Source organism: Komagataeibacter europaeus LMG 18890, from assembly GCF_000285295.1.
GTDB lineage: Bacteria > Pseudomonadota > Alphaproteobacteria > Acetobacterales > Acetobacteraceae > Komagataeibacter > Komagataeibacter europaeus.
In genome coordinates, this window is sequence record NZ_CADP01000015.1 from 16,901 (window position 1) to 41,393 (window position 24,493).

Genomic DNA, 24,493 nt, shown 5'->3' on the forward strand with positions numbered 1-24,493 from the left:
CGGCAGCGGCCTGAAACATTTTGCAAGGTGATTTCATGCCCCCCGCGTACATGGTAAGGAAAGGCAAGACATGCCGGGCCACGCCAGAAGGTTTGACCCGGCCCAGCGGAAAAGCCATGATACGCCCATGATCCTTCTGATCGACAATTATGACAGCTTCACGTTCAACCTCGTCCATTATCTGGGCGATCTGGGGGAGACGTGTGAAGTGTACCGCAACGATGCGATCAGTGTGGACGACGCGCTGGCGCTGAAGCCGGAGGCGATTGTCATCTCGCCCGGTCCCTGTTCCCCGAACGAGGCCGGGATCTGCTGTGACCTGATCGCGGCGGCGGCGGGAAAGGTGCCGGTCTTTGGCGTCTGCCTTGGCCATCAGGCCATCGGCCAGGTCTTTGGCGGCAGGGTCGTGCGCGCGCCCGTGCCGATGCATGGCAAGGTCTCGCCGGTGTACCATGATGGGACCGATATCTTTGCCGGCCTGCCCGACCCGTTCAACGCCACGCGTTACCACAGCCTGACGGTTGATCCCGACAGCCTGCCCGATACGCTGGTGGCGACCGCGCATACGTCTGATGGGGTCATCATGGGCCTGCGGCATGCGACGCTGCCGATCTTTGGCGTGCAGTTCCACCCCGAAAGCATTGCATCGGAATACGGCCACGAGATCATGGCCAATTTCCTGTCCATCGCACGTGGCGGCAACGCGCCGCGCAAGGCTGCCTGAACGGCGATGGCCAGCAGCAGGGACAGCGCCTCGGCCGCCAGCACCATGTTCCGCGATCTTCCGGGACGTGTCGCGGGCGGCGAAGTCGTGGCGCCTGAACAGGTCAAGGCCGCGCTGGATGCCATCAAGGCGGGCGCGATGGAGGAAATTCCCGCCATCGCCTTCCTGACCGGGCTGTACATTCAGGGGCGCATCCTGTCCGACCCGGTGGAACTGGAAGCCGAACTGCGTAACCGCGCACCTGCGGGCGGGGTGCGGGACAATAATGCCGCGACGGCGGCCGGACCGGGCGGCAATGTGCCCGCAGCCGCTGCCATGACGCCGGAATTTCGCGAAATACTGGACTGGACGCTGGCGGGCCGCGCGCTGGACGCCACTATGGCGCAGGTGGCCTTTGACCAGATCATGGACGGGCGTGTGCCCACGGGCGGGCTGGCGGCCTTCCTGACCGCGCTGCACATGCGCGGGGAAACCGTGACCGAACTGGAGGCCGCCGTACGCGCCATGCGCGCGCGCATGGTGGCGGTGCCCGGCATGCCGCCGGGGGCGATTGACGTATGCGGCACGGGGGGCGACGGGCTGGGCACGCTGAATGTGTCCACCGCCGTGGCGTTCGTGCTGGCCGCCCTGGGGGCGCCGGTGGTCAAGCATGGCAACCGCGCGCTGTCCTCGCGCTCGGGGGCGACGGACGTGCTGCTGGAACTGGATGTCCCGCTGCCGGTGGACCACGGGCATATCGGTGCCATGGTGGCGGAGCATAAGCTGGCCTTCCTTGCCGCCACAAATCACCATCCCGCCATGCGGCATGTGGGGGCGGTGCGCCGGGCGCTGGGTTTTCGCACCATTTTCAACCTGCTTGGCCCGCTGTGCAATCCCGCGGGGGTTGCGCGGCAGATGGTGGGCGTGTTTTCCCCCGACTGGCTGGGCCCCATGGTCCGGACATTGCAGGCGACCGGGTCGGCGCGCGTATGGGCCATATGCGGGGATTGCGGCGCGGGGCGGTACATTGACGAACTGACCCTGGCCGGCCCCAACCATGCCACCATCCTTGAAGACGGGCAGGTCATGTCGCTGATCGTGGATGCAGGGCAGGCAGGGTTCGAACCCGCGCCGATTTCGGCCATTGCCGGTGGCGCACCCGCGCATAATGCCGCCGCCCTGCGCGCGCTGGCGCAGGGCGCGCGCGGGGCCTATCGCGATACCGTGCTGCTGAACGCCGCGGTGGCATTGCACGTGGCGGGGCGGGGCGACAGTATTATCCGGGGCGGCGCGATTGATTATGCCGCCCTGCGCGCGAATGCCGGCTTTGCGGCCGACGCGCTTGATAAGGGTGCGGTCGCGGCCGTGCTGGAGGCTGTCCGGAATTTCCGGGCGGACATGCCAAACAGAGTAACAGGGTAGAAAATGAACGACACGCCAATGACCCCCCCCCAGACAGGTAGTGTCCAGCCCGCGGATGTGGACAGCATTCCCGATGTTCTGGAACGTATCTGTGCACGGACCCGGGTGGACGTGGCGCAACGTGCCAAGGTCACCCCGCTGAAGGAAATCACGGCGCGCGCGCGCGAAGTGACCACGCCGCCGCGCGGCTTCGGGCAGGCGCTGAAGCAGAAGACCGCCGACCACCAGATCGGGCTGATCGCGGAAATCAAGAAGGCGTCGCCTTCCGCCGGCATCCTGCGCCCCGATTACGAACCGACCGTGATCGCGCAGGAATATGAAAAGGCGGGGGCCGCGTGCCTTTCGGTGCTGACGGAAGGGTCGTGCTTCCACGGCTGCGCGGAAGACCTGACGCGTGTGCGTGAGGCGTGCAAGCTGCCGCTGCTGCGCAAGGATTTCATCATCGACCCGTGGCAGGTGCATGAAAGCCGCCTGATCGGGGCGGACTGCATCCTGCTGATCATGGCGATCCTGACCGATGCGGAAGCGGCCGAACTGCTGGACATCGCGCGCGGGCTGGACATGGACGTTCTGGTGGAAGTGCATGACGAGGGCGAACTGAACCGCGCGCTCGCCCTTGATACCTCCCTGATCGGCATCAACAACCGCAACCTGAAAACGCTGCAGACCGATATCGAGACCACCTGCCGCCTGGCCCCGCTGGTGCCGCCGGACCGGATCATCGTGTCCGAAAGCGGCATCCGCACCCATGCCGACGTGGTGAAGCTGAACGCCATTGGCGCGTCGGGCTTCCTGGTGGGGGAAAGCCTGCTGCGGCATGAGGACGTGGGGGCCGCCGTCCATGCCCTGCTGGGCACCGCGCCGGACGCGCCGGCGGATGACGCCACGCCATGACGGGCGCGCGCCTGTCACACCTTGACGCGGCGGGGCATGCGGTCATGGTCGATGTCTCGGCCAAGCCCGATACGCGGCGCGAAGCCGTGGCGCACGGGCATGTCAGGATGCGGCCCGCGACACTGGCCATGATCCTGTCGGGGGACATGCCAAAGGGCGACGTGCTGGCGACCGCGCGGATCGCGGGCATCATGGCGGCGAAGAAAACATCGGACCTGATCCCGCTGTGCCACCCGCTGGCCATTTCATCGGTGAAGGTGGACCTGGCCCCCGACGCGGCGGGCGCGGGGATCGAAATTACCGCCCGCGTGCGCACCACCGGGCCGACAGGGGTGGAGATGGAGGCCCTGACCGCCGCCTCCGTCGCGGCGCTGACGCTGTATGACATGTGCAAGGCTGTGGAACGTGACATGGAAATCGGTCAGATACACGTGATCCATAAATCCGGTGGGGCGTCGGGCACTTATGATCGTGCCGCCACACCATGACGGCATGCCGGCACGCCGGCGCTGGCTCCGATCGCCGTGCCCGCACAGGCATGGCCCAGGAAACATGAACCTGAGGACGTTTGATGAGTAACGAGACAGATCCCGGCCTGTCCGGCGGGCATAACAGCCGGACCATGACCGAAGCCGACCTGAAGGAAGCCTACTACCAGATGGTCCTGATCCGCCGGTTCGAGGAACGCGCGGGCCAACTGTATGGCATGGGGCTGATCGGCGGTTTCTGCCACCTGTATATCGGGCAGGAAGCCGTCGTGGTCGGGATCCAGATGGAACTGAAGCAGGGGGACAAGATCATCACCTCCTACCGCGACCACGGGCAGATGCTGGCGGCCGGCATGGACCCGCGCGGCGTGATGGCGGAACTGACCGGGCGCGAGGGGGGCTATTCCCACGGCAAGGGCGGTTCCATGCACATGTTCTCCAGCGAAAAGCATTTCTATGGCGGGCACGGCATTGTCGGCGCGCAGGTCTCGCTGGGGATCGGGCTGGCGTTCGCCAACAAGTATCGCGGCACGGACGAAGTCTCGGTCACGTATTATGGCGAAGGCGCGTCGAACCAGGGACAGGTTTACGAAAGCTTCAACCTTGCGGCGCTCCACAAGCTGCCCTGCCTGTTCGTGCTGGAAAACAACCGCTACGGCATGGGCACCAGCGTCGAACGGTCCTCCGCCTCCAAGGCCCTTTGGCGCAATGGGGAGCCGTGGGGCATTCCGGGCATGTATGTCGATGGCATGGATGTCGAGGCGGTGCGCGCCGCGGCGGCCGAAGCCGTGGCCCACTGCCGCGCGGGCAAGGGCCCGGTGCTGATGGAGGTCGATACCTACCGCTACCGTGGCCATTCCATGTCGGACCCGGCGAAATACCGCCAGCGTTCGGAAGTGGAGGACGTGCGCAAGAACCATGACCCCATCGACCGCGTGCGCCGTGAACTGCTGGAACGTGGCGTGGCCGAGAGCGACCTGAAGGCGATGGATGACAAGGTCAAGGCGGTCGTGCTTGACGCGGCGGAGTTTGCCCAGACCAGTCCCGAGCCCGATCCCTCGGAACTGTGGACGGACATTCTGGTAGGAAGCTGAATCAAAGATGGCAACAGAAATACTCATGCCCGCCCTGTCCCCCACGATGAAGGAGGGCAAGGTCGCGCGCTGGCTGCGCAAGCCGGGCGAGGCCATTGCGGCTGGCGACGTGATTGCGGAAATCGAAACCGACAAGGCCACGATGGAAGTCGAGGCCGTGGATGAAGGCATCATGGGCCGTATCCTGATCCCCGAGGGGACGGAAAACGTGGCCGTCAACACGCCCATCGCCATCTTGCTGGCCGAAGGCGAGGACGCGGACGCGCAGCCCGCCGCGGCATCCCCCGCCACGGCGGCCCCGAATGCGGCGGNNNCCTGCCGCCCCGCCATCCTGTGGCCCGGTGCCTGCCGCGCCCGGCGCACCGCCCGTATCGGCCCAGCCGGAAAAGGACTGGGGCGAGACTGCCGAGATCACCGTGCGCGAGGCCCTGCGCGACGCCATGGCCGCGGAGCTTGCGCGGGACGGGGACGTGTTCCTGATCGGTGAGGAAGTGGCCCAGTACCAGGGGGCCTACAAGGTCTCGCAGGGGCTGCTGGACCAGTTTGGTGAAAAGCGGGTGATCGACACCCCCATTACCGAACAGGGCTTTACCGGCATGGCCATCGGGGCCGCGCTGACCGGGCTGAAGCCGATTGTGGAGTTCATGACCATGAACTTCGCCATGCAGGCCATTGACCAGATCATCAATTCCGCCGCCAAGACGCGCTACATGTCGGGCGGGCAGATGTCGTGCCCCATCGTGTTCCGTGGCCCCAATGGCGCGGCCGCCCGCGTGGGCGCGCAGCATTCGCAGTGTTACGCAAGCTGGTACGGCCATGTGCCGGGGCTGAAGGTGGTCGCACCCTGGTCGGCGGCGGATGCCAAGGGCCTGCTGCGCGCGGCCATCCGTGATCCCAACCCGGTCATCTTCCTTGAAAACGAAATCCTGTACGGACAGCGTTTTCCCTGCCCGGTGGATGAGGACTTCATCCTGCCGATCGGCAAGGCGAAGATCGAGCGCGCGGGCACGGATGTCACCATCGTCACCTTCTCCATCATGGTTGGCACGGCGCTGGAAGCGGCGGCGAAGCTGGCGGAGCAGGGGATCGAGGCCGAGGTCATCAACCTGCGCACCATCCGCCCGCTGGATACCCAGACCGTGGTGGACAGCGTGAAGAAGACCAGCCGCCTGGTCACGGTGGAAGAAGGCTGGCCGTTCGCGGGCATTGGCGCTGAAATCGCCATGCAGGTGATCGAACGTGCGTTTGACTACCTTGATGCGCCGCCGGTGCGCGTGACCGGGGCCGACGTGCCCATGCCGTTCGCCGCCAACCTTGAAAAACTCGCGCTGCCCAACCCGGACTGGATCATCAATGCCGTCCGGCAGGTTGTGTGAAGGGGGATCGCACGATGTCCATCAACATCCTGATGCCCGCCCTGTCGCCCACCATGAAGGAAGGCAAGCTGGCCCGCTGGGTCAAGGCGGAAGGCGAGGCGATTGCCGCGGGCGACGTGATCGCGGAAATCGAAACCGACAAGGCCACGATGGAAGTCGAGGCCGTGGATGAAGGCGTGCTGGGCCGCATCCTGATCCCCGAGGGGACGGAAGGCATCGCCGTCAACACGCCGATTGGCATACTGGTGGCCGAAGGCGAAAGCGTGCCGGATGCGCCCGTATCCGCCCCCGCGGCCCCGGCGGCGGCAACGCCCGCTTCCGCGGCGGCACCCACCGCAACCCCTGCACCGCAGGCCGCGCCCGCTGCGCCCCCGGCGGGCAGGGGCAGGCGCGTGTTCGCGTCCCCGCTGGCGCGCCGGATCGCGGTGGGCAGGGGCATTGACCTGTCCACGCTGAAGGGCAGCGGCCCCAACGGGCGCATCGTGCGCCGCGATGTGGAACAGGCGGCCGCGGCCCCGGCACAGGCACCGGCACCGAAACCCGCAGCCCCTGCCGCACCGGCCGTGGCAGCCGCCGGGTATGAAAGCGTGCCGCATTCCACCATGCGCAAGGTGATCGCGCGCAGGCTGACGGAAGCCAAGACCACCGTTCCGCATTTCTATGTGGAAATGGATGTGCAGCTTGACGCGCTGCTGGCCCTGCGCACCCAGCTTAATGCCGCCGCCCCCGGCGATGGGCCGGGTGCGTACAAGATCTCCGTCAACGACATGCTGGTGAAGGCCGCCGCCATCACGCTGCGCCGCGTGCCCAGGGTCAACGTGGCGTACAGCGATGACGCGATGCTGGTTTATGACGACGTGGATATTTCCGTCGCCGTTTCCATCCCCGATGGCCTGATCACGCCCATCGTCCGCAATGCCGACACCAAGGGCCTGCGCCAGATCAGTCTGGAAACACGCGACCTTGTGGCCCGCGCGCGCGCCGGCAAGCTGAAGCCGGAGGAATTCCAGGGTGGCACGTTCTCCATTTCCAACATGGGGATGTACGGGGTGAAGGCGTTTTCCGCCATCCTCAACCCGCCACAGGCCGGTATCCTCGCCATTGCGGCGGGTGAGCGCAGGCCGGTGGTGAAGGGGAATGAAATCACCATCGCCACCGTCATGACCGTGACCCTGTCGGTTGATCACCGCGTGGTGGACGGCGCACTGGCGGCGGAATGGGTCTCGGCCTTCCGCAACGTGGTTGAAAACCCCATGAGCCTTGTGGTCTGAGGAAACGGTTTGATGAGCACCACGCAATTTGATGTCATTATCATCGGTGGCGGGCCGGGCGGTTATGTCGCGGCCATCCGCGCGGGCCAGCTTGGGCTGAAGGTCGCGGTGGTCGAGGCGGCACAGCTTGGGGGCATCTGCCTCAACTGGGGCTGTATCCCGACCAAGGCGTTGCTGCGCGCGTCCGAAATCAACCACCTGCTGCACAACCTTGGCGAATTCGGGTTTGCGGCGGACAATGTGCGTTTTGACTTCGCCAGGGTAATCAAGCGGTCGCGCAATGTCGCGGCACAGCTTTCCGCCGGCGTCGCCCACCTGCTGAAAAAGCACAAGGTCACGGTCATCAACGGCTTTGGCAGGCTGGCGGGCGCCACGGGCGGGCAGCGCAAGGTATCGGTCAGCGTGGATGGAAAGGAAACCGCCACCCTGACCGCGCCCAACGTGGTCGTGGCCACGGGCGCGCGTGCGCGCGTGCTGCCGGGTCTGGAACCCGATGGCAGGCTGGTCTGGTCCTACCGTGAGGCGATGGTGCCGAAAGAACTGCCGCGCAGCCTGCTGGTGATCGGGTCGGGCGCGATCGGGGTCGAATTCGCCTCCTTCTATCGCAACATGGGCGCGGAAGTGACGATTGTGGAAGTCGCCGACCGCATCCTGCCGGTTGAAGATGCGGAAATCAGCGCCTTTGCCCGCAAGGCGCTGGAAAAGCAGGGGATGAAGATCCTGACCGGGGCGAAGCTGGGCGCGATCCGCAAGGGCGACAACGCCGTCACCATCGACGTGACCGTGGATGGCAAGGTGCAGCAGGTCATGGTGGAGCGCGTGATCTCGGCGGTCGGCATTGTCGGCAATGTCGAGAATATCGGCCTGGAAGGCACCGCGATCGAAGTGGACCGCACCCATATCAAGGTCGATCCCTATTGCCGCACGGGGGAAAAAGGGGTGTACGCCATTGGCGACATCGTCGGCGCCCCGTGGCTTGCGCACAAGGCCAGCCATGAAGGCGTGATGGTGGCCGAACAGATCGCGGGCCGCACCGTCCACCCGATCAACCCGCTGAACATTCCCGGCTGCACCTATTGCCGCCCGCAGGTTGCGTCCGTCGGCATGACGGAAGAAAAGGCGAAGGCGGCGGGCCACAAGCTGCGTATCGGGCGTTTCCCGTTCATCGGCAATGGCAAGGCGATCGCGATGGGGGAGCCGGAGGGCATGGTCAAGACCATATTCGACGACGCCACCGGCGAATTGCTGGGCGCCCACATGGTCGGCGCCGAAGTCACCGAGATGATCCAGGGTTACGTCATTGCCCGCACCGGGGAACTGACGGACGCGGAACTGAAGGAAACCATCTTCCCGCATCCCACCATATCGGAAACCATGCACGAAGCGGTGCTGGCGGCCTATGACGGGGCATTGCATATCTGATTGATAAACAAGGAAAAGTTTTTGGATGTCGCCTTTTTTCAAAAAGGCGGCGTTCCCTGGGGCTTCCTGCAAAAAGCCTCACCAGAAACTTCTGACTGTCCGGCGGGCAGGGGGGACGGGCGCGCTGATCGTGCGGTTGTGATCCCCTGCCGGGACGAAGGCGGCAAGAACGCTTGACGTGGTGGGGCAGGCGTTACACTTCTGGTTATCTGCCTGTTTACGGGAATTTTTGCGTCATGTCCGTGCGTTTGATGATCGATCACCGGAAGAAAGGGGAGGCCGCGCAGCGGCACCCGGAAAAGGCACACCGGCCCGACAACCCCATCGCGCGCAAGCCCGAGTGGATACGCGTGCGCGCGCCCAACCACCCGACCTATCACGAGACGCGCAAGCTCATGCGCGACAACAGGCTGGTCACGGTGTGCGAGGAAGCGGCCTGCCCCAATATTGGCGAATGCTGGTCCCAGCGCCACGCCACCATGATGATCATGGGGGAAATCTGCACCCGCGCCTGCGCGTTCTGCAATGTCACCACGGGCCTGCCGCATGCGCTGGATGCGGACGAACCGCAGCGCGTGGCCGACGCGGTGGCGAAGCTGGGCCTGCGGCATGTTGTCATAACATCGGTGGACCGCGACGACCTGCCCGATGGTGGCGCGCATCACTTCGCGCGCGTGATCGCGGCCATACGCGCCGCCGCCCCCGACACCACCATCGAAATCCTGACCCCGGACTTCCTGCGCAAGCCCGGCAGCCTGGAGGTCGTGGTGGCGGCGCGGCCTGACGTATTCAACCACAACCTGGAAACCGTGCCCCGGCTGTATCCCTCCATCCGGCCCGGTGCGCGGTATTACCAGTCGATGCGCCTGCTCGATGACGTGAAGCGGCTGGACCCGTCCATCTTCACGAAATCGGGACTGATGCTGGGACTGGGCGAAGAACGGCCCGAAATACTTCAGGTCATGGATGATCTGCGGATTGCGGACGTTGATTTCATCACACTGGGGCAATATCTCCAACCAACAGTGAAGCATGCTGCGGTGGCACGGTTTGTCACGCCCGGGGAATTCGACGATTATGCGGGCATGGCCCGCGTGAAGGGGTTCCTGCAGGTCAGTTCCTCGCCACTGACACGGTCGTCGTACCATGCGGATTCTGATTTTGCGGAATTGCGCGCCGCACGTGAACAACGCCTGCGGACAGAACGTGGCGCAACGGAGATGAAGTGATGCCCACCCATGCCGAACGTCGGCTTATCGCCTATACCCCCAGCCAGCTTTTTGATCTGGTGGCCGACGTCGGGAAATACCCCCAGTTCCTGCCGTGGTGCACCAGTGCGCGCGTGCGTACCCGCACGGCGGATGAACTGGTGGCCGACCTGACCATTGGCTTCGGTCCCTTCCTGGAGACGTTCACCAGTCGCGTCCTGCTGGAAGCGCCCGACACCATTCGCGTCAGTTATGAAAAGGGACCGTTCCGTTACCTGAACAACGTGTGGACTTTCACCCCGGAACCGCGTGGCTGCCTGGTCGATTTTTTCGTGGATTTCGAATTCCGCTCCCGCCTGTTGCAGGCGGCGATCGGCGTGGTGTTCAACGAAGCGGTGCGGCTTATGGTCTCGGCCTTCATCCGCCGGGCGCGTGACATCTATGGCCCGCCGCCCGCCGTCGCCGCACCGCAGCAACCCGTTGGCCCGGCCAAGGCCGGGAACGCCTGACGGCCCCCCTTACGTAAAACCGGACAGGGAAATACCCAATCATGAAAACCATTATGACCGCCATGGCAGGGGGCGTGCTGCTGTGCATGGCGCAGCCTGCGTCCGCAGCACCCGTGCCGTCGCACCACGCGGGCAGGGAATCCGTTGCCGCCAGCGACGCGGAAACCGCCGACCTGAATGACCAGAGCCTGCAGAAGGCCCGTGCCTCGCTCAAGACCGCATCGCCCGCGCCCGTGGCGGCCCCCGGCCACCCGGTCCAGGCCGAGGGCACGGGCCAGACCGCACCGGCCATCCGCGTGCCTGAAACGGGCAGCACGGTCGCCGGATATTAATAAACTGTTTGAAAACAATAAAAGTTTCCGGACGTCGCCTTTTTTCGAAAAGGCGGCGTTCTTCGAAGCATTTTGAAAAAAGCTTCACCAGGAACTTTCATGACGGCCTATTCCGCCGATAGGCGCCCCGCATGGTCCAGCAGCAGGGCCAGCGCCGTGCGCACGGCCTGCGTGCGTACATCCCACCGTTCCCCCGCGAAAAGATGGGACACCGTATCCACCGTGCCGCTGGTGGCCACGGCAAACCAGACCAGGCCCACCGGCTTGCCCGCTGATGCCCCGCCGGGACCGGCAATGCCGGTAATGGCGACGGACAGGTTGGCGTCGGGCGCATGGGCCAGCGCGCCCTGCGCCATGGCGGCGGCGACTTCGCGGCTGACCGCGCCGTACTGTTCCAGCAGTTTCGCGGGCACGCCCAGCGCATGGGCCTTCATGCTGTTGGAATAGGTGACAAATCCGCCGCACACCACGTCAGACGATCCGGCGGCTTCGGTCAGGGCGGCCGCCAGCAGGCCGCCGGTGCAGCTTTCCGCCGTGACAATCCGGCAGCCCGCCGAACGGAAGCGGGCCAGCGCGTCGGGCATGTGGGCAAGGAATGTATCAGGTAACATCCGGTATGGTCTCCTTTCCCACCCTAACGCATCACGCCAGGAAACGGATGCCTGTCAGGATGATGCCTGCCATGATTCCGGCCACGATATCGTCCCCCATGATGCCCATGGCGTCATGCCTGCGGTCGAACCAGCCCACCGGGCCGGGCTTGGTAATGTCAAACAGGCGGAACAGGGCGAAGGCCAGCAGCAGCCACAGCACGTCCGCCCACCGCAGGGCGGACAGGCGCAGGGGGGCCAGCGGGAACATGGCCAGCCACATGCCCGCGACCTCGTCGATCACGATCCAGCCGTGATCCTCCCCGTTGGAGGCAAGCTGCGTCGCGCGGTAGCCCACCGCCGTGCACACCAGCACCGCCAGCGCCATCCAGATCCAGTGGCCCAGCAGCGGCACCCCCACGATCAGGGCGGCCAGCGACCCCACCGTGCCCGGCGCGCGCGGGGCGAACCCCGTGCCGCCAAAACTTGCGATCAGGTGGGACAGGGGACGCGCCATCAGCCGTGGCCCAGCGCCGGATCGGTTGCCTGGTAAATGGCCATGTTCTCCTCCACCCGTTCAACGTAGTTGCGTGTCTCCCCGAAGGGGATGCTTTCGATCCAGTCCAGCATGGCGTCCGGCTGGGGCGTGTCACGCGCGGGGTTGCCCAGTGTCATAAGCCAGGTATCCGTGCGGTTCGGCCCCGCGTTGTAGGCTGCGGCCACGTACGGCACGGCGCCGCCCATGCGCTGCGCGATATCCGCAAGGAACGCCGCCCCCAGCCGCATGTTCAATTGCGGGTCGGTCAGGCTGGCCGCGCTGACATTCACGTTCAGCCCGGCCTTGCGCGCGACTTCCCGCGCCGTGGGAACCAGCAGCTGCATCAGGCCCACCGCGTGGGCGGGGCTGACCACGCCCGCGTCAAAGCCGCTTTCCTGTCGCGCCACCGCCAGTTCCACATCGGCGGGCAGGGTGGATGTCGGCGGGTCATAGGCACGCGGCCAGCCTTCATGCACCAGCGTCAGCCCGTCCCTGCCCGCCAGGCGGGCCACCATCACGGCGGCATCGGGGATACCCAGCCGGGTGGCCATGCGCGCGGCCAGCACGTGCTTCATCGGGCCGGTATCCTGCGCATCAAGGGCAAGGATGAAGTCACGGGCATGGTGCCGATCGCCCCACGCCACCAGTATCTCGGCCGCGCGGGCCAGGTCGCTGGTGTCGAAATGCACGGAATCGGCCACGCCGGGCGTGGGTTCACGTTCGCGCAGCAGGTAGCCGCGGATCTGGCGGCCCGCCTGATCGGGCACGATCAGCTGGTTCATGCTGTCGCCCGCCAGCCGTTCAATGGCCATCTGCCCGTAAAACGTGTTGGCCAGCGCCGCCGCCTGCTGCCACTGCGCCTTTGCCGGTCCATGCCGTCCCTGCGCCCACAGCGCGCGCCCGGCCCAGTACAGCCCGCGACTGCGGGTAATGACGGGCACCGCCTGCGCCAGGGGCGTGAAGTCCGCCAGCGCGTGGTCGGCGTCATGCAGGTATTCCAGCCGGATCCACCCGGTCAGGAACAGGGCGTCGTAATGCGTGGCCGACCCGGTATCGGCGCTGTCATTGGCCATGAACAGCGCGTCATCCGTGCGGTGGGCCAGCAGCAGGTCGCGCGCCATGGCGTCGCGTTCGCGCCAGAAAACCGCGGCGACCGCCGGGGTCTGCTGCTTTTCGGTTTCCACCCCGCGCGCATGCCACAGGGACAGTGCCTCATCCAGCCGCTGCGCATGGTGCAGCCAGCGCAGGCGGTCCAGCACCAGCGCGCCATCGGCCTGCTGTTCGGGCGGAAGGGTGGCCAGCGTGTTTTCGGCATCGGGGTCATTGCGGCGGAAGGCCAGGCGCGCGCGCGCGACGGGCTGCTGGCCGGTGTCCAGCATGGGAACCTGCCGTGTCGCCGCATCGATCCGGCCCGCGCGTTCCTGCCGGTCGAATCGCAGCCAGTGGTCCTGTGGCGTCAGCACGGGGCCGAAGGCGGACAGCATGGCCTGCGCATCGGGCTGCGTATCCGCGCGGTTGACCCATGCCACCCGCGCCCAGCTGTCCAGTGCTGCGGGGCGGGGCGTTGCACGCGCGCAGCGCACCAGCGCATGCACGTCCGTCAACTGCTGGCGGTCGCACAACGCGCCTGCCACCGCGTCATCGGGTTCGGCCGCCAGTTTCTGCTGGAAACGCGCCAGCAGCAGCGCGCGCTGCGGCCATGACGGGTTTTCGTCCACGAACGTCGCATATTCCTCCGCCGTGCCGCTGCCCGACAGCAGGCGCAGGTAGACCAGCAGCTTCGCCGCGACGGGATCATCATCGGCATTGCCGGTCGCGGCCTGTCCCGGCGTGGGCCAGTTGCCCTGCGGCGCGGCGGGGGCAGGGGCCGCATGCAGCGGGGACGCGGCCAGCAGCAGCGCCAGCCCCGCGGCAAGGCCCCGGGCTGCGACGGGACCAGCCCGGCGCGGCATTACGCGGCCCCTCCCACATGGGTCCAGATCTCGCCCCCGCCCTTGACGATCAGTTCGATCGCCACCGCCAGCACCACCAGCAGCCCGACCCACGAAATCCAGCGATAACGTTCCAGCAGGCGCGCGATCAGCGATGCCGCCACCGCCATCAGCACCACCGATATGACCAGCCCCGCCACCAGCACGCCCATGTGCTCGCCCGCGGCGCCAGCCACGGCCAGAACGTTATCAAGGCTCATGGACAGGTCGGCCACGATGATGCGGATGATGGCGTTGCGCAGGGACGCAGGTGCGGGGGTATCGCCTTCGGCATGGGCGTCGCCGCGCATTTCGCGGTACATGCGCCAGCACACCCACAGCAGCAGAAGCCCGCCCGCCAGCGTCAGCCCGATGATGGCCAGCAGCCTGACCGCCACCAGCGCCAGGCAGATCCGGATCACCGCCGCCCCCAGCACACCGCACAGGATGGCGATTCGGCGCGAGGCGTGCGGCAGGTTGCGCACCGCCATGCCCACCACGATGGCGTTGTCCCCCGCCAGCGTCACGTCAATCAGGACAACCTGCGCCAGTGCGTAAAGGGAGGAGGCGGAAAAAATGGCGGACATGGGCAGATACGTTCCTGGGACAATGGGCCATGGCGGGGATGGCGCGGGGTTTCACAATCGCTTTATGCCGTTTGCCGCCCGCATCATGCAAACACACCCGTTCCGGCGCGTGATATATGCCACGTTATGAATCACAGGTGAATATAAGGGAGACGCACGCGGCAGAATTGGCTAGGAAGGCCGCCTGATCCTGTATTGTCCGTTTGCTGCAAGGAAGCCCGAGAACATGGTACCGCGCTATACCCGTCCCGTCATGGCCGCCATCTGGTCGCCCGAGAACCGTTACCGCATCTGGTTCGAGATCGAGGCCTTGGCCTGTGAAGCCATGGCGGAATATGGCGCGATCCCGGCCGAGGCCGCAAAGACCATCCGCACGAAGGGCGACGCCGCCATGGCCGCCTTTTCACAGGCCGATCTGGACCGCATTGATGAAATCGAGGCCGAAACCCGCCACGACGTGATCGCGTTCCTGACGTGGCTGGCGGAAAAGGTGGGGCCGGACAGCCGCTTCGTGCATCTGGGCATGACATCGTCCGACGTGCTGGACACCTGCCTGTCGGTGCAGATGGTGCAGGCCACCGACCTGCTGCTGGCCGACCTTGACGCGGTGCTGGTGGCGCTGAAGCGCCGGGCGTTCGAACACAAATACACCCTGACCATCGGCCGCAGCCACGCAATCCATGCCGAACCGACATCATTCGGCCTGAAGATCGCAGGGCATTACGCCGAATTCGCCCGCAACCGTGAACGCCTGCTGCGCGCGCGCGACGAAATCGCCGTCTGCGCCATTTCCGGCGCGGTGGGCACCTATGCCCATATCGACCCGCGCGTTGAGGAATACGTGGCCGCGAAGCTGGGCCTGAAGCCCGAAGGCGTGTCCACGCAGGTCATCCCGCGCGACCGGCATGCCGCGTATTTCTGCGCGCTGGCCGTGATCGCCAGCGGGATCGAGCGCCTGGCCACCGAAGTGCGCCACCTGCAGCGTTCGGAAGTGCGCGAGGCGGAGGAGTTCTTCCACAAGGGGCAGAAGGGTTCGTCCGCCATGCCGCACAAGCGCAACCCGGTGCTGTCGGAAAACCTGACGGGCCTGGCCCGCCTCGTGCGCTCGCACGTCATCCCGGCGCTGGAAAACGTGGCGCTGTGGCATGAACGTGACATCAGCCATTCCTCGGTCGAGCGCAACATCTGCCCCGATGGCACGATCGGGCTGGACTTCGCGCTCATGCGGCTTGCGGGGATGATGGAAAAGCTGGTGGTCTATCCTGACCAGATGCAGGCCAATATCGACAGCCTCGGCGGCGTGGTGCATTCGGGCGAGGTGCTGCTGGCGCTGGCGCGCGCGGGCATCCTGCGCGAGGACGCGTACCGGATCGTCCAGCGCAACGCCATGGAGACATGGACCAGGCTGGGCCGCAAGGATGCGAAGACCTTCCGCGAAAACCTGGACGCCGACCCCGAGGTCGCGGGCCGGGTGCCGCCCGAAGTGCTGGACGCGGCCATGGACAGCAATGCCCACCTGCGCCAGATCGACCATACCTACAGCCGCGTGTTTGGTGAGCCGGGCCCCGCGCGGGCCTGACCACACGGACCACACCGTGGCCTGACGCAAACAACAGCAGGATATCAAGGCGTGTGCACAGTCGTCATTTCCCACGACCAGGCCCAGGAATGGCCGCTGCTGATGGCGGCCAACCGTGATGAACGCCTTGACCGGCCCTGGCTGCCGCCGGGGCGGCACTGGGTGGACCAGCCCGATGTCGTGGGCGGGCAGGACCAGGTCGCGGGCGGGTCGTGGCTGACGCTGAATGACGCGGGTGTCGTGGCGGGCATCATGAACCGCGTGGGCAGCCTTGGCCCGATGCCGGGCAAGAATTCACGCGGGGCGCTGCCGCTGCTGGCCGGGCGCTTTCCCACCGCGCGCGACGCCGTGGCGCATATCGCCACGATCGACGCGGGCGCGTGGCGGTCGTTCAACATGATCGTGGCCGATGGGGACAGCGCCTTCTTCATCCGTGGTCCCGGCTATGGCCGACCACAGGTCGAACCGCTGGCGCCGGGCGTGCACATGGTCGCCACCACCGACCCCGATGACATGGCCATGCCGCGCATCGCCCGCCACCTGCCGCGTTTCCGCGCGGCCCGGCGCCCGGTGCCGCCGCAGTGGACGGCGTGGACCACGCTGCTGGCCGACCGTTCGCTGCCTGCGGGCAGCGAACTGAACATCCCGCCGCGTTCGGGCTTTGGCACCTGCAGTTCATCGGCCATCGGGGTGGCGCGCGACGGGCGGCATTCATGGTTTTTCGCCGCCGGCGCCCCGGACCGCGTGGGCTACCAGCCCGTCAACCTGTCGGCCCCGGGCGCGCGGGCAGGGTAAATATGGTATCTTCCGGGCCGGATCGCTGCTATGCCATGCGCATCATCAGGGATCATGCCGACAACGGATCCCGCAGCGTTATGTGAAGGACGAGTATGGGCCGCCGCCAGCTTTACGAAGGAAAAGCCAAGATCCTTTTCGAGGGGCCCGAACCGGGCACCCTCGTGCAGTATTTCAAGGATGACGCCAGCGCCGGCAACGGCGCGAAAAAGGGCGTCATCACCGGCAAGGGGGTGCTGAACAACCGTATCAGCGAACACCTCATGCTGCGGCTGCACGATATCGGGATTCCCACCCATTTCATCCGCCGCCTGAACATGCGCGAACAGCTGATCCGCGAAGTCGAGATCATTCCGCTGGAAGTCGTGGTGCGCAACGTCGCGGCGGGTTCGCTGTCCAAGCGGCTGGGCATTCAGGAAGGCACGCGCCTGCCGCGCCCGATCATCGAATTCTATTACAAGAATGACGCCCTGAACGACCCGATGGTGAGCGAGGAGCACATCACCGCGTTCGGCTGGGCCTGCCCGCATGACATGGAAGACATCGTGTCGCTGAGCATGCGCATCAACGACTTCCTGTGCGGCCTGTTCATGGGCATCGGCATCATCCTTGTCGATTTCAAGCTGGAATTCGGCCGCCTGTTCGAAGGCGACAACATGCGTATCGTGCTGGCGGATGAAATCTCGCCCGATAACTGCCGCCTGTGGGACGCCAAGACCAGCGAGAAGCTGGACAAGGACCGTTTCCGCAAGGACATGGGCAAGGTTGAGGAAGCATATCAGGAAGTCGCGATGCGCCTGGGTATCCTGCCCGAGGCCACGAATTCCGACATGAAGGGACCGGAGGTAATGCAATGAAGGTGCGCGTGACCGTCATGCTGAAGGAAGGCGTGCTCGACCCGCAGGGCAAGGCGGTGGAACACGCCCTGCACGTGCTGGATTTCAAGAATGTGGGCGAAGTCCGCATCGGGCGCGTGATCGAACTGGATATTGACGAAACCGATCGCGAACGCGCCCGCGCGCAGGCCGACGCCATGGCGCGCGCGCTGCTGGCCAACCTTGTGATCGAGGATTTCACGACGGAGGTCGCTGGATGAAGATCGCCAGCCTTCTTGCCCTTGGCTGCGTCATGGCCGTTGGCCTGCCCGCTTCCCATGCGTCCGCCCAGCGCCTGTCGCGCCTGACGGGCGAGCAGCTTGGATCGCTGTGCACCAAGCCCGCCGGTACCGGCATCTGTGACGCCTATATTTCCGGCGTTGCCGATTCCGGGGCCCTTGACCACCTGTTCGAGCGTAATGCCGAAAAGGACGCCAAGGACGTTTCGGCCTTCTGCATAACCCCCGCAACCCCCACGGCGGACATGCGCACCAAGGTCGTAAGCTGGATGAAGGACCACCGTGACACGCTGTCCCGCCCGGCGGGGGAGGCCGTGTTTACCGCGCTTCATGAATCCTATCCCTGCGGCGGCGGCAAATGAAGGCGGCGATTGTAGTTTTCCCCGGCACCAACCGCGAACGTGACATGGCCATCGCCCTGCGCGGCGTGACCGGCCAGGCGCCGGCCATGGTGTGGCACCGGGAGGCGGCGCTGCCCGCGGGCACTGACCTTGTGGTGCTGCCCGGTGGCTTCAGCTATGGCGATTACCTGCGCTGTGGCGCGATGGCGGCGCATGCCCCGATCATGGTGGCAATCCGTGAATTCGCGGCCAGGGGCGGGCATATCCTGGGCGTGTGCAACGGGTTCCAGATCCTGACCGAAGCGCAGTTGCTGCCCGGCGCGCTGCTGCGCAACGCGGCGCTGCGCTTCCTGTCGCAGGACTGTTTCCTGCGCGTCGAGCGCAACGACACGCCGTTCACCCGCCACTGGGCGAAGGGCGATGTGTTCCGCACCCCCATGGCGCATGGTGATGGCAATTACATCGCCAGCGCCGACACCATCCGCATGCTGGAGGACACGGACCGCGTGGCCTTCCGTTACGTGGCCGGAGATGGCCGCGTGGATGAAGGCGACCCGCAGCTGAACCCCAATGGTTCCATGAACGCCATTGCCGGCGTGTTCAGTGAAAACCTGCGGATCTGCGGCATGATGCCCCACCCGGAGGATCTGGTTGATCCGCTGATGGGGGGCGAGGACGGAAAACCCCTGTTTACGGGACTTGTGGAGGCACTGGTCGGATGAGTGCAAAGTCACCGCGCCCCGTTGATGCGGCACTGGCGCGCGAATTCGGCCTGACGGCGGAAGAATACGGCAATGTCCTGTCGATCATGGGCCGCACGCCCACGTTCACGGAACTGGGCATTTTCTCGGTCATGTGGTCCGAACACTGCTCGTACAAATCGTCGCGCGCGTTCCTGAAAACCCTGCCGACGACGGCCCCGTGGGTCATCCACGGCCCCGGTGAAAACGCGGGCGTGGTCGATATCTGCCACGGGCTGGCGGCCATCTTCAAGATGGAAAGCCATAACCACCCCTCCTTCATCGAACCCTACCAGGGGGCCGCGACGGGTGTGGGCGGCATCCTGCGCGATGTGTTCACCATGGGTGCGCGTCCCGTCGCCAACCTCAACGCCCTGCGTTTTGGCGACCCCGACAACCCGCAGACCCGCCGCATCGTGGATGGCGTGGTGCGCGGCGTGGGCGGCTACGGCAACTGCGTGGGCGTGCCCACCGTGGGGGGCGAGATCAACTTCCACCCCGCATATGATGGCAACCCGCTGGTCAACGCCATGACGGTGGGTGTCGCGCGGCAGGACCGCATCTTCCTGTCGGCCGCCGCCGGTGTGGGCAACCCGGTGATCTATGTCGGGTCCAAGACCGGGCGTGACGGCATTCACGGGGCCACCATGTCGTCGTCCGAGTTTGACGAGGACGCGCTGGCCAAGCGCCCGACCGTGCAGGTGGGCGACCCGTTTGTCGAAAAGCTGCTGATCGAGGCCTGTCTGGAACTGATGGCGACCGACGCCATCGTGGCCATTCAGGACATGGGGGCTGCCGGCCTGACCTCGTCCGCTGTTGAAATGGCGGGCAAGGGCGGGGTCGGCATCGACCTTGACCTTGATAACGTGCCGCAGCGCGAACGCGGCATGACGGCCTATGAAATGATGCTGTCCGAAAGCCAGGAACGCATGCTGATCGTGCTGCGTCCCGACCGCACGGAACAGGCCCGCGCCATTTTTGACAAATGGGAACTGGATTTCGCCGTCATCGGCCACCTGACCGATACCGGCAACATCGTGATCCGCCACAAGGGCGAGGTCGAGGCCGACATTCCGCTGGCCCCGCTGGCGGATCAGGCCCCGGTCTATCACCGCCCGACCGCGCCTGCGCTGAAGCCGCAGCCGATGGAGCGGATCATCGATCCCGTGGGCGTGGAACAGGCGCTGATCCGGCTGATCGGCTGTCCCGACCTTGCATCGCGCGCGTGGGTCTACAACCAGTACGACAGCACGGTGGGCGGCCAGACGGTGCGCCGTCCCGGCGCGGCCGACGCCGCGATCATCAAGGTCGAGGACACGCAGATCGGGCTGGCCCTGACCACCGACTGCACGCCGCGCTACTGCCGCGCCAATGCGAAGCTGGGTGGCGCGCAGGCCGTGGCCGAGGCATGGCGCAACATTACCGCGACCGGCGCGCGCCCGCTGGCGGTGACCGACAACCTCAACTTCGGCTCGCCTGAAAAGCCGGAGGTGATGGGCCAGTTCGTCGATGCCATCGCGGGCATGGGGGAAGCCTGCCGCGCGCTGGACTTCCCGGTCGTCAGTGGCAATGTCTCGCTGTACAACGAAACCCGCGCGCCCGATGGCACGTCACAGTCCATCCTGCCGACCCCCGCCATTGGCGGGCTGGGCGTGCTGGAGGACGTGCGCACGGCGGTCGGGCTGGAAATGCCCGATGGCTGTGATGTCATGCTGCTGGGTGAGACGAAGGGCCAGCTTGGCCAGTCGATCTGGCTGCGTGAGATCCTTGGCGCGCAGGACGGGGAACCGCCGGAACTGGACCTGGCCGCCGAACGGCGCAATGGCGATTTCGTGCGTGGCCTGATTCAGGACCGCACCATCATCGCCTGTCACGACGTGGCCGATGGCGGCGTGCTGGTGGCGGTGACCGAGATGGTCATGGCGGGGCAGGCGGGCTGCGTCCTGGATGCGCCGCAGTCGGGCATGCGGCCCGAAGCCTTCTGGTTTGGCGAGGACCAGTCGCGTTACGTCGTCGCCGTGCGCGACGGGCAGGCGCTGGCCACCCTTGCGGCAAAGGCGGGTGTGCCATGCCGCAGGCTGGGCCGTTCGGGGGGCGAGGGTTTGACATTGCCCAGCGGGTCCACAATATCCAAGGCACGTCTGCTCGCGGTACATTCCGAATTCTTTCCGCGACTGATGGACCGATAGGGCAGGAGTTTTAAGCCAGATGGCAATGACGGCACAGGAAATCGAAACCTATATCCGCGAAGCCCTGCCTGATGCGAAGATCCAGATCGATGATCTGGCGGGCGACGGGGACCACTACGCCTGCCGTGTCGTGAGCGAGGCCTTTCGCGGCCTGCCACGCGTGCGGCAGCACCAGCTGGTCTATAACGCGTTGCAGGGGCACATGGGCGGCAAGCTGCACGCCCTGGCCCTGCAGACGCAGACCCCGGACTGATCACGGATTCTTACCCCCAACGCAGGAAACGAAAACAATGGCTGAAACAATCGCACAGCGCATCCAGGCGCAGATCGACGCCAACCCCGTCATGCTGTACATGAAGGGCGACGCCAACTTCCCGCAGTGCGGCTTCTCCGCGCGCGTGGTGCAGGTGCTCAAGCACCTTGGCGTGCCGTTCAAGACCGAGAACGTGCTGGCTGATCCCGAACTGCGGCAGGGCATCAAGGATTTCTCCAACTGGCCGACGGTGCCGCAGCTTTACATCAAGGGCGAATTCGTTGGTGGCTGCGATATCGTGACGGAAATGTACCAGACCGGCGAGCTGGAAAAGCTGCTGGCGGAAAAGGGCATCGCCACCGCCGCGGCCTGAGTGCCTGCGCACCATAACGTGGTGGATCGGGACGGGCGGGACAGAAATGTTCCGCCCGTTTCCCGTTTTGTGGACAACATCCCTTGCGTCGCGCCCATGCTTTCGCCTAGCTTCGTGCAGGTTTGAAAAACAAGGGGGCCTGATGCGCTACAGCGACTTGCGTTTTGCTACAATGTTACTGCTTGGCGCAGGTCTTGTTGGCAGCATCATAACCCCCGCCCACGCCCGTACCCACGCCGTGACGGACATGGAAGCCGACCGGCTGACACTGGGCGCGCTGACGGCGGCCCCGCCGCCGGTCCGGCATGTGGCCTATGCCCGTCGCGCGGGTGGCCATGGTGGCCATGGCGCCCCGGTCGTGATGGCGGCGAACCACAGTTCGGCGGCCCATACGCGCCGTACCATGGTCCATGCCATCGTCTATCACCCGCATGGCACGGTGGCCCACCACATCCACCCCACGGCGGCCCGCCACCGCACCTGATCCCGGGCAGCGGCCTCAATACTGCCTGAAGGCGTCCGGTATCCATTCCACGACATTGCCCGGCAACACCGCGCACAGATCGAAGCGCATGCTGTCGTAAACCCAGTGCGGGTTGGCCGCGCATAGAAATCGCGCGGCGTTCATGATACGCGCCACCTGCGCCGGGCGGATGGCTTCGCCCGCCGCCAGCAGGGACGGGCGTGCCTTGACTTCGGCAAAGATCAGGCAGCCCGCCTGCAGCGCCACGATATCCACTTCTCCCCATCGCGTGCGGGCGCGGTGCAGCAGCACCTGTCCGCCACGGGCCTGAATATCCGCGATCGCCAGCCGTTCCGCCGCCATGCCATCAGCGCAGGCCCGCCTGCCGCGCCGCTGGCGGTGGAGGGGAGCGGGGGCAGCATTACGCATTGTCATGCTTTGTTTTTCCTGCGGCTGGCATGGGTGTGTAAAACCCGGCTGGTAGGATATAGCAGGCAGCACGACCGGGCTTTGTCGGCCATGGGGAAAACGCCGCGGGCCGCGACAGGATGTGCGACATGCTTCTTCATTTCCTGACCATATGGGATCTTTGCCTGCTGCTGGCGCGCGTGTCCATCATCGCGGCGGTGGTGGTGCATGTGCTGCTGACCAAGCGCGATGTCGGGGCGTCCATCGGCTGGATTGGCGTGACCGTGCTCATGCCACTGACGGGTGGGGCGCTGTACCTGATGTTCGGCATCAACCGCGTGCACCGGCGCGCGCGGCGCATGGCGGGACAGCACCCGTGGCGCAGCCGCACCATGTCGTCGCAATGGCGGCGTGACGAATCCGGGGCCTTCGCGCCGCTGGCCTCCATGGTGGGCAAGCTGACCGGCCGCCCGCTGCTGGGTGGTAACGCGATCATGCCCATGCATGATGGGGACACCGTCTATCCCCGCATGCTGGACGCCATAAACGGCGCGCGGCACAGCGTGCTGATGTGTTCGTACATCTTCCGTGACGACCGGATCGGGCGGCAGTTCTGTGACGCGCTGGTCGCGGCCCACAGGCGGGGCGCGCAGGTGCGCGTGCTGGTTGATGGCGTGGGATCGGGATATTTCAACTGTGGCGTGGGGCGCATCCTGCATGACGCGGGGGTGCCGGTGGGGCGGTTCATGCATTCCATGCTGCCGTGGCGCATGCCGTTCATCAACATGCGCGACCACAAGAAGATACTGGTGGTGGACGGGCTGACCGGATTCATGGGCGGGCTGAACATTGGCGTGGAAAACATTGCCGCATACCATCCCCGCCACCCGGTATCGGACACGCATTTTGAACTGAAGGGCCCGGTCGTCCACCAGTTGAGCGAGGCCTTCGCCCGCGACTGGGCCTTTACCCGGGGCGAGGAACTGACGGCGGACATCTATTTCCCGCGTCAGGACAGCCACGGCCCCAGCCTGAGCCGCGTCGTGACCGCGGGCCCGGACATGGATCTGGAAAAGATCGAATACACCATGCTGCAGGCTTTCACCCTGGCGCGGCGCAGCATCCGGATCATGACGCCGTATTTCCTGCCCGATGACCGGTTCCTGACCGCACTTGCACTTGCGTCCATGCGCGGGATCGAGGTGGATATCGTCGTGCCGTGGCACAGCAACCATACCGTGCTGGACTGGGCGCGGTCGGCCAACCTGCCGCGATTCCTTGATTCGGGGTGCCGGATCTGGCTGGCGCGGCCGCCGTTCAACCATTCCAAGCTGATGGTGGTGGACCGGCACTGGTCATTCGTCGGCAGTTCCAACCTGGACGTGCGCAGCCTGCGGCTGAACTTTGAAATCAACCTGGAAGCGTATGACGGGACGCTGGCGGCCATGATTGATGATTTCATCGCCACCCACCGCCATGTGCGCCTGACGCACCATGACCTTGACCGCCGTTCCTTCCCGCTCAAGATGCGGGACGCGGCGGCGCGGCTGTTCCTGCCTTACCTGTAGGGCGGGGTGAATTGACAGGGTCGGGCGGGCATGCCTACCATTGCATATGAGCAATAAAAGTTTCCGGGTGCCGCCTTTTTTCAAAAGGACGGCGTATTCCGAAGCTTGTTGAAAAAAGCTTCACCCAAAACCTTTGCCACCTTCCATCAACGGCTTTCTCTGAAGCAGTCCCTTATGGCCATGCCACATATATCGCGTGTCGCATGTTCCTGATCCTGCCATTATGCGCGGCCTATAGCGTTTTCCTGCTGTGTTTCTGGCCATGC

26 protein-coding genes and 1 pseudogene are annotated in these 24,493 nt (G+C 65.5%); 22 read left to right on the forward strand and 5 right to left on the reverse strand.

The window, feature by feature from the left end; translation table 11 throughout:
- Window positions 1-127 precede the first annotated feature (127 nt).
- The 11 genes and pseudogenes from GEU01_RS07185 to GEU01_RS07235 all read left to right on the forward strand — a co-directional run bounded on the left by GEU01_RS07185 (window position 128) and on the right by GEU01_RS07235 (window position 10,719).
- Complete coding sequence (locus tag GEU01_RS07185; protein WP_026018570.1) at window positions 128-724, forward strand: anthranilate synthase component II; 597 nt, start codon at window positions 128-130, stop codon at window positions 722-724.
- Window positions 725-730: 6 nt separating this feature from the next.
- Window positions 731-2,125 carry an anthranilate phosphoribosyltransferase gene (gene trpD / locus GEU01_RS22430; protein ID WP_019085542.1) on the forward strand — a complete coding sequence of 465 codons (1,395 nt, stop codon included), beginning with the start codon at window positions 731-733 and terminating at the stop codon, window positions 2,123-2,125.
- 18 nt (window positions 2,126-2,143) lie between these two features.
- Entirely contained in the window at window positions 2,144-3,019 is an 876-nt protein-coding gene (gene trpC, locus GEU01_RS07195) for an indole-3-glycerol phosphate synthase TrpC (RefSeq protein ID WP_010507941.1), read from the forward strand.
- Window positions 3,016-3,507: a cyclic pyranopterin monophosphate synthase MoaC gene (gene moaC / locus GEU01_RS07200; RefSeq protein WP_010507943.1), complete on the forward strand. Its 492-nt coding sequence runs from the start codon at window positions 3,016-3,018 to the stop codon at window positions 3,505-3,507. Before trpC ends, moaC begins: the two co-directional genes overlap by 4 nt.
- A gap of 134 nt (window positions 3,508-3,641) precedes the next feature.
- Window positions 3,642-4,601, forward strand: coding sequence for a pyruvate dehydrogenase (acetyl-transferring) E1 component subunit alpha (gene pdhA, locus GEU01_RS07205; protein ID WP_231289843.1), 960 nt, complete (start codon window positions 3,642-3,644; stop codon window positions 4,599-4,601).
- A 7-nt stretch (window positions 4,602-4,608) separates the two neighbouring features.
- Window positions 4,609-5,977: pseudogene (locus tag GEU01_RS22435) on the forward strand (pyruvate dehydrogenase complex E1 component subunit beta).
- Window positions 5,978-5,991: 14 nt separating this feature from the next.
- The gene (locus GEU01_RS07215; RefSeq protein WP_026018571.1) at window positions 5,992-7,248 is read left to right on the forward strand and encodes a pyruvate dehydrogenase complex dihydrolipoamide acetyltransferase; all 1,257 of its coding nucleotides are present in this window, start codon (window positions 5,992-5,994) and stop codon (window positions 7,246-7,248) included.
- A 12-nt stretch (window positions 7,249-7,260) separates the two neighbouring features.
- Window positions 7,261-8,670, forward strand: coding sequence for a dihydrolipoyl dehydrogenase (lpdA, locus tag GEU01_RS07220; RefSeq protein ID WP_019085544.1), 1,410 nt, complete (start codon window positions 7,261-7,263; stop codon window positions 8,668-8,670).
- Between the two features lie 236 nt (window positions 8,671-8,906).
- Entirely contained in the window at window positions 8,907-9,899 is a 993-nt protein-coding gene (gene lipA / locus GEU01_RS07225; protein WP_026018572.1) for a lipoyl synthase, read from the forward strand.
- On the forward strand, window positions 9,899-10,387 hold the full coding sequence (locus GEU01_RS07230) for a type II toxin-antitoxin system RatA family toxin (protein WP_019085546.1): 489 nt from the start codon (window positions 9,899-9,901) through the stop codon (window positions 10,385-10,387). The genes lipA and GEU01_RS07230 overlap by 1 nt, the downstream gene beginning before the upstream one ends.
- 41 nt (window positions 10,388-10,428) lie before the next feature.
- Window positions 10,429-10,719, forward strand: a complete 291-nt coding sequence (locus tag GEU01_RS07235) for a hypothetical protein (RefSeq protein WP_232272443.1) — start codon at window positions 10,429-10,431, stop codon at window positions 10,717-10,719.
- 107 nt (window positions 10,720-10,826) lie between these two features.
- Here GEU01_RS07235 and GEU01_RS07240 read toward each other — a convergent pair whose 3' ends face one another.
- From GEU01_RS07240 to GEU01_RS07255, 4 genes are read right to left on the reverse strand one after another with little or no spacing between them, the layout of a single operon-like run.
- Window positions 10,827-11,330, reverse strand: a complete 504-nt coding sequence (locus tag GEU01_RS07240) for a CinA family protein (protein WP_019085548.1) — start codon at window positions 11,328-11,330, stop codon at window positions 10,827-10,829.
- Between the two features lie 31 nt (window positions 11,331-11,361).
- Window positions 11,362-11,826: a phosphatidylglycerophosphatase A family protein gene (locus GEU01_RS07245; RefSeq protein WP_010507954.1), complete on the reverse strand. Its 465-nt coding sequence runs from the start codon at window positions 11,824-11,826 to the stop codon at window positions 11,362-11,364.
- Window positions 11,826-13,799 (reverse strand): lytic transglycosylase domain-containing protein, encoded by a 1,974-nt coding sequence (locus GEU01_RS27280; RefSeq protein ID WP_019085549.1) that lies wholly within the window; start codon window positions 13,797-13,799, stop codon window positions 11,826-11,828. Before GEU01_RS27280 ends, GEU01_RS07245 begins: the two co-directional genes overlap by 1 nt.
- Entirely contained in the window at window positions 13,799-14,404 is a 606-nt protein-coding gene (locus GEU01_RS07255; RefSeq protein WP_010507956.1) for a YjbE family putative metal transport protein, read from the reverse strand. The genes GEU01_RS27280 and GEU01_RS07255 overlap by 1 nt, the downstream gene beginning before the upstream one ends.
- 226 nt (window positions 14,405-14,630) lie before the next feature.
- Between GEU01_RS07255 and purB the strand changes: the two genes are divergently transcribed.
- The 10 genes from purB (at window position 14,631) to GEU01_RS07315 (ending at window position 22,272) form a co-directional block, all read left to right on the forward strand.
- Entirely contained in the window at window positions 14,631-15,983 is a 1,353-nt protein-coding gene (gene purB / locus GEU01_RS07265) for an adenylosuccinate lyase (RefSeq protein ID WP_019085550.1), read from the forward strand.
- Between the two features lie 51 nt (window positions 15,984-16,034).
- Window positions 16,035-16,778 (forward strand): NRDE family protein, encoded by a 744-nt coding sequence (locus GEU01_RS07270; RefSeq protein ID WP_019085551.1) that lies wholly within the window; start codon window positions 16,035-16,037, stop codon window positions 16,776-16,778.
- A gap of 95 nt (window positions 16,779-16,873) precedes the next feature.
- Window positions 16,874-17,635 (forward strand): phosphoribosylaminoimidazolesuccinocarboxamide synthase, encoded by a 762-nt coding sequence (gene purC / locus GEU01_RS07280; protein WP_019085552.1) that lies wholly within the window; start codon window positions 16,874-16,876, stop codon window positions 17,633-17,635.
- Entirely contained in the window at window positions 17,632-17,874 is a 243-nt protein-coding gene (gene purS / locus GEU01_RS07285; protein ID WP_010507962.1) for a phosphoribosylformylglycinamidine synthase subunit PurS, read from the forward strand. The genes purC and purS overlap by 4 nt, the downstream gene beginning before the upstream one ends.
- The gene (locus GEU01_RS07290; RefSeq protein WP_019085553.1) at window positions 17,871-18,254 is read left to right on the forward strand and encodes a Rap1a/Tai family immunity protein; all 384 of its coding nucleotides are present in this window, start codon (window positions 17,871-17,873) and stop codon (window positions 18,252-18,254) included. The genes purS and GEU01_RS07290 overlap by 4 nt, the downstream gene beginning before the upstream one ends.
- Window positions 18,251-18,955: a phosphoribosylformylglycinamidine synthase subunit PurQ gene (gene purQ, locus GEU01_RS07295; protein WP_019085554.1), complete on the forward strand. Its 705-nt coding sequence runs from the start codon at window positions 18,251-18,253 to the stop codon at window positions 18,953-18,955. Before GEU01_RS07290 ends, purQ begins: the two co-directional genes overlap by 4 nt.
- On the forward strand, window positions 18,952-21,162 hold the full coding sequence (purL, locus tag GEU01_RS07300) for a phosphoribosylformylglycinamidine synthase subunit PurL (RefSeq protein ID WP_019085555.1): 2,211 nt from the start codon (window positions 18,952-18,954) through the stop codon (window positions 21,160-21,162). Before purQ ends, purL begins: the two co-directional genes overlap by 4 nt.
- Before the next feature lie 19 nt (window positions 21,163-21,181).
- Complete coding sequence (locus GEU01_RS07305; protein ID WP_010507967.1) at window positions 21,182-21,415, forward strand: BolA family protein; 234 nt, start codon at window positions 21,182-21,184, stop codon at window positions 21,413-21,415.
- Between the two features lie 37 nt (window positions 21,416-21,452).
- Entirely contained in the window at window positions 21,453-21,788 is a 336-nt protein-coding gene (grxD, locus tag GEU01_RS07310; protein ID WP_010507968.1) for a Grx4 family monothiol glutaredoxin, read from the forward strand.
- Window positions 21,789-21,930: 142 nt separating this feature from the next.
- Window positions 21,931-22,272: a hypothetical protein gene (locus tag GEU01_RS07315; protein WP_010507969.1), complete on the forward strand. Its 342-nt coding sequence runs from the start codon at window positions 21,931-21,933 to the stop codon at window positions 22,270-22,272.
- Window positions 22,273-22,287: 15 nt separating this feature from the next.
- Here GEU01_RS07315 and GEU01_RS07320 read toward each other — a convergent pair whose 3' ends face one another.
- Complete coding sequence (locus GEU01_RS07320) at window positions 22,288-22,686, reverse strand: YraN family protein (RefSeq protein ID WP_232272444.1); 399 nt, start codon at window positions 22,684-22,686, stop codon at window positions 22,288-22,290.
- Window positions 22,687-22,808: 122 nt separating this feature from the next.
- Here GEU01_RS07320 and GEU01_RS07325 point away from each other — a divergent pair, with 122 nt between their 5' ends.
- Complete coding sequence (locus tag GEU01_RS07325; protein ID WP_019085558.1) at window positions 22,809-24,227, forward strand: phospholipase D-like domain-containing protein; 1,419 nt, start codon at window positions 22,809-22,811, stop codon at window positions 24,225-24,227.
- Window positions 24,228-24,493: the final 266 nt, after the last annotated feature.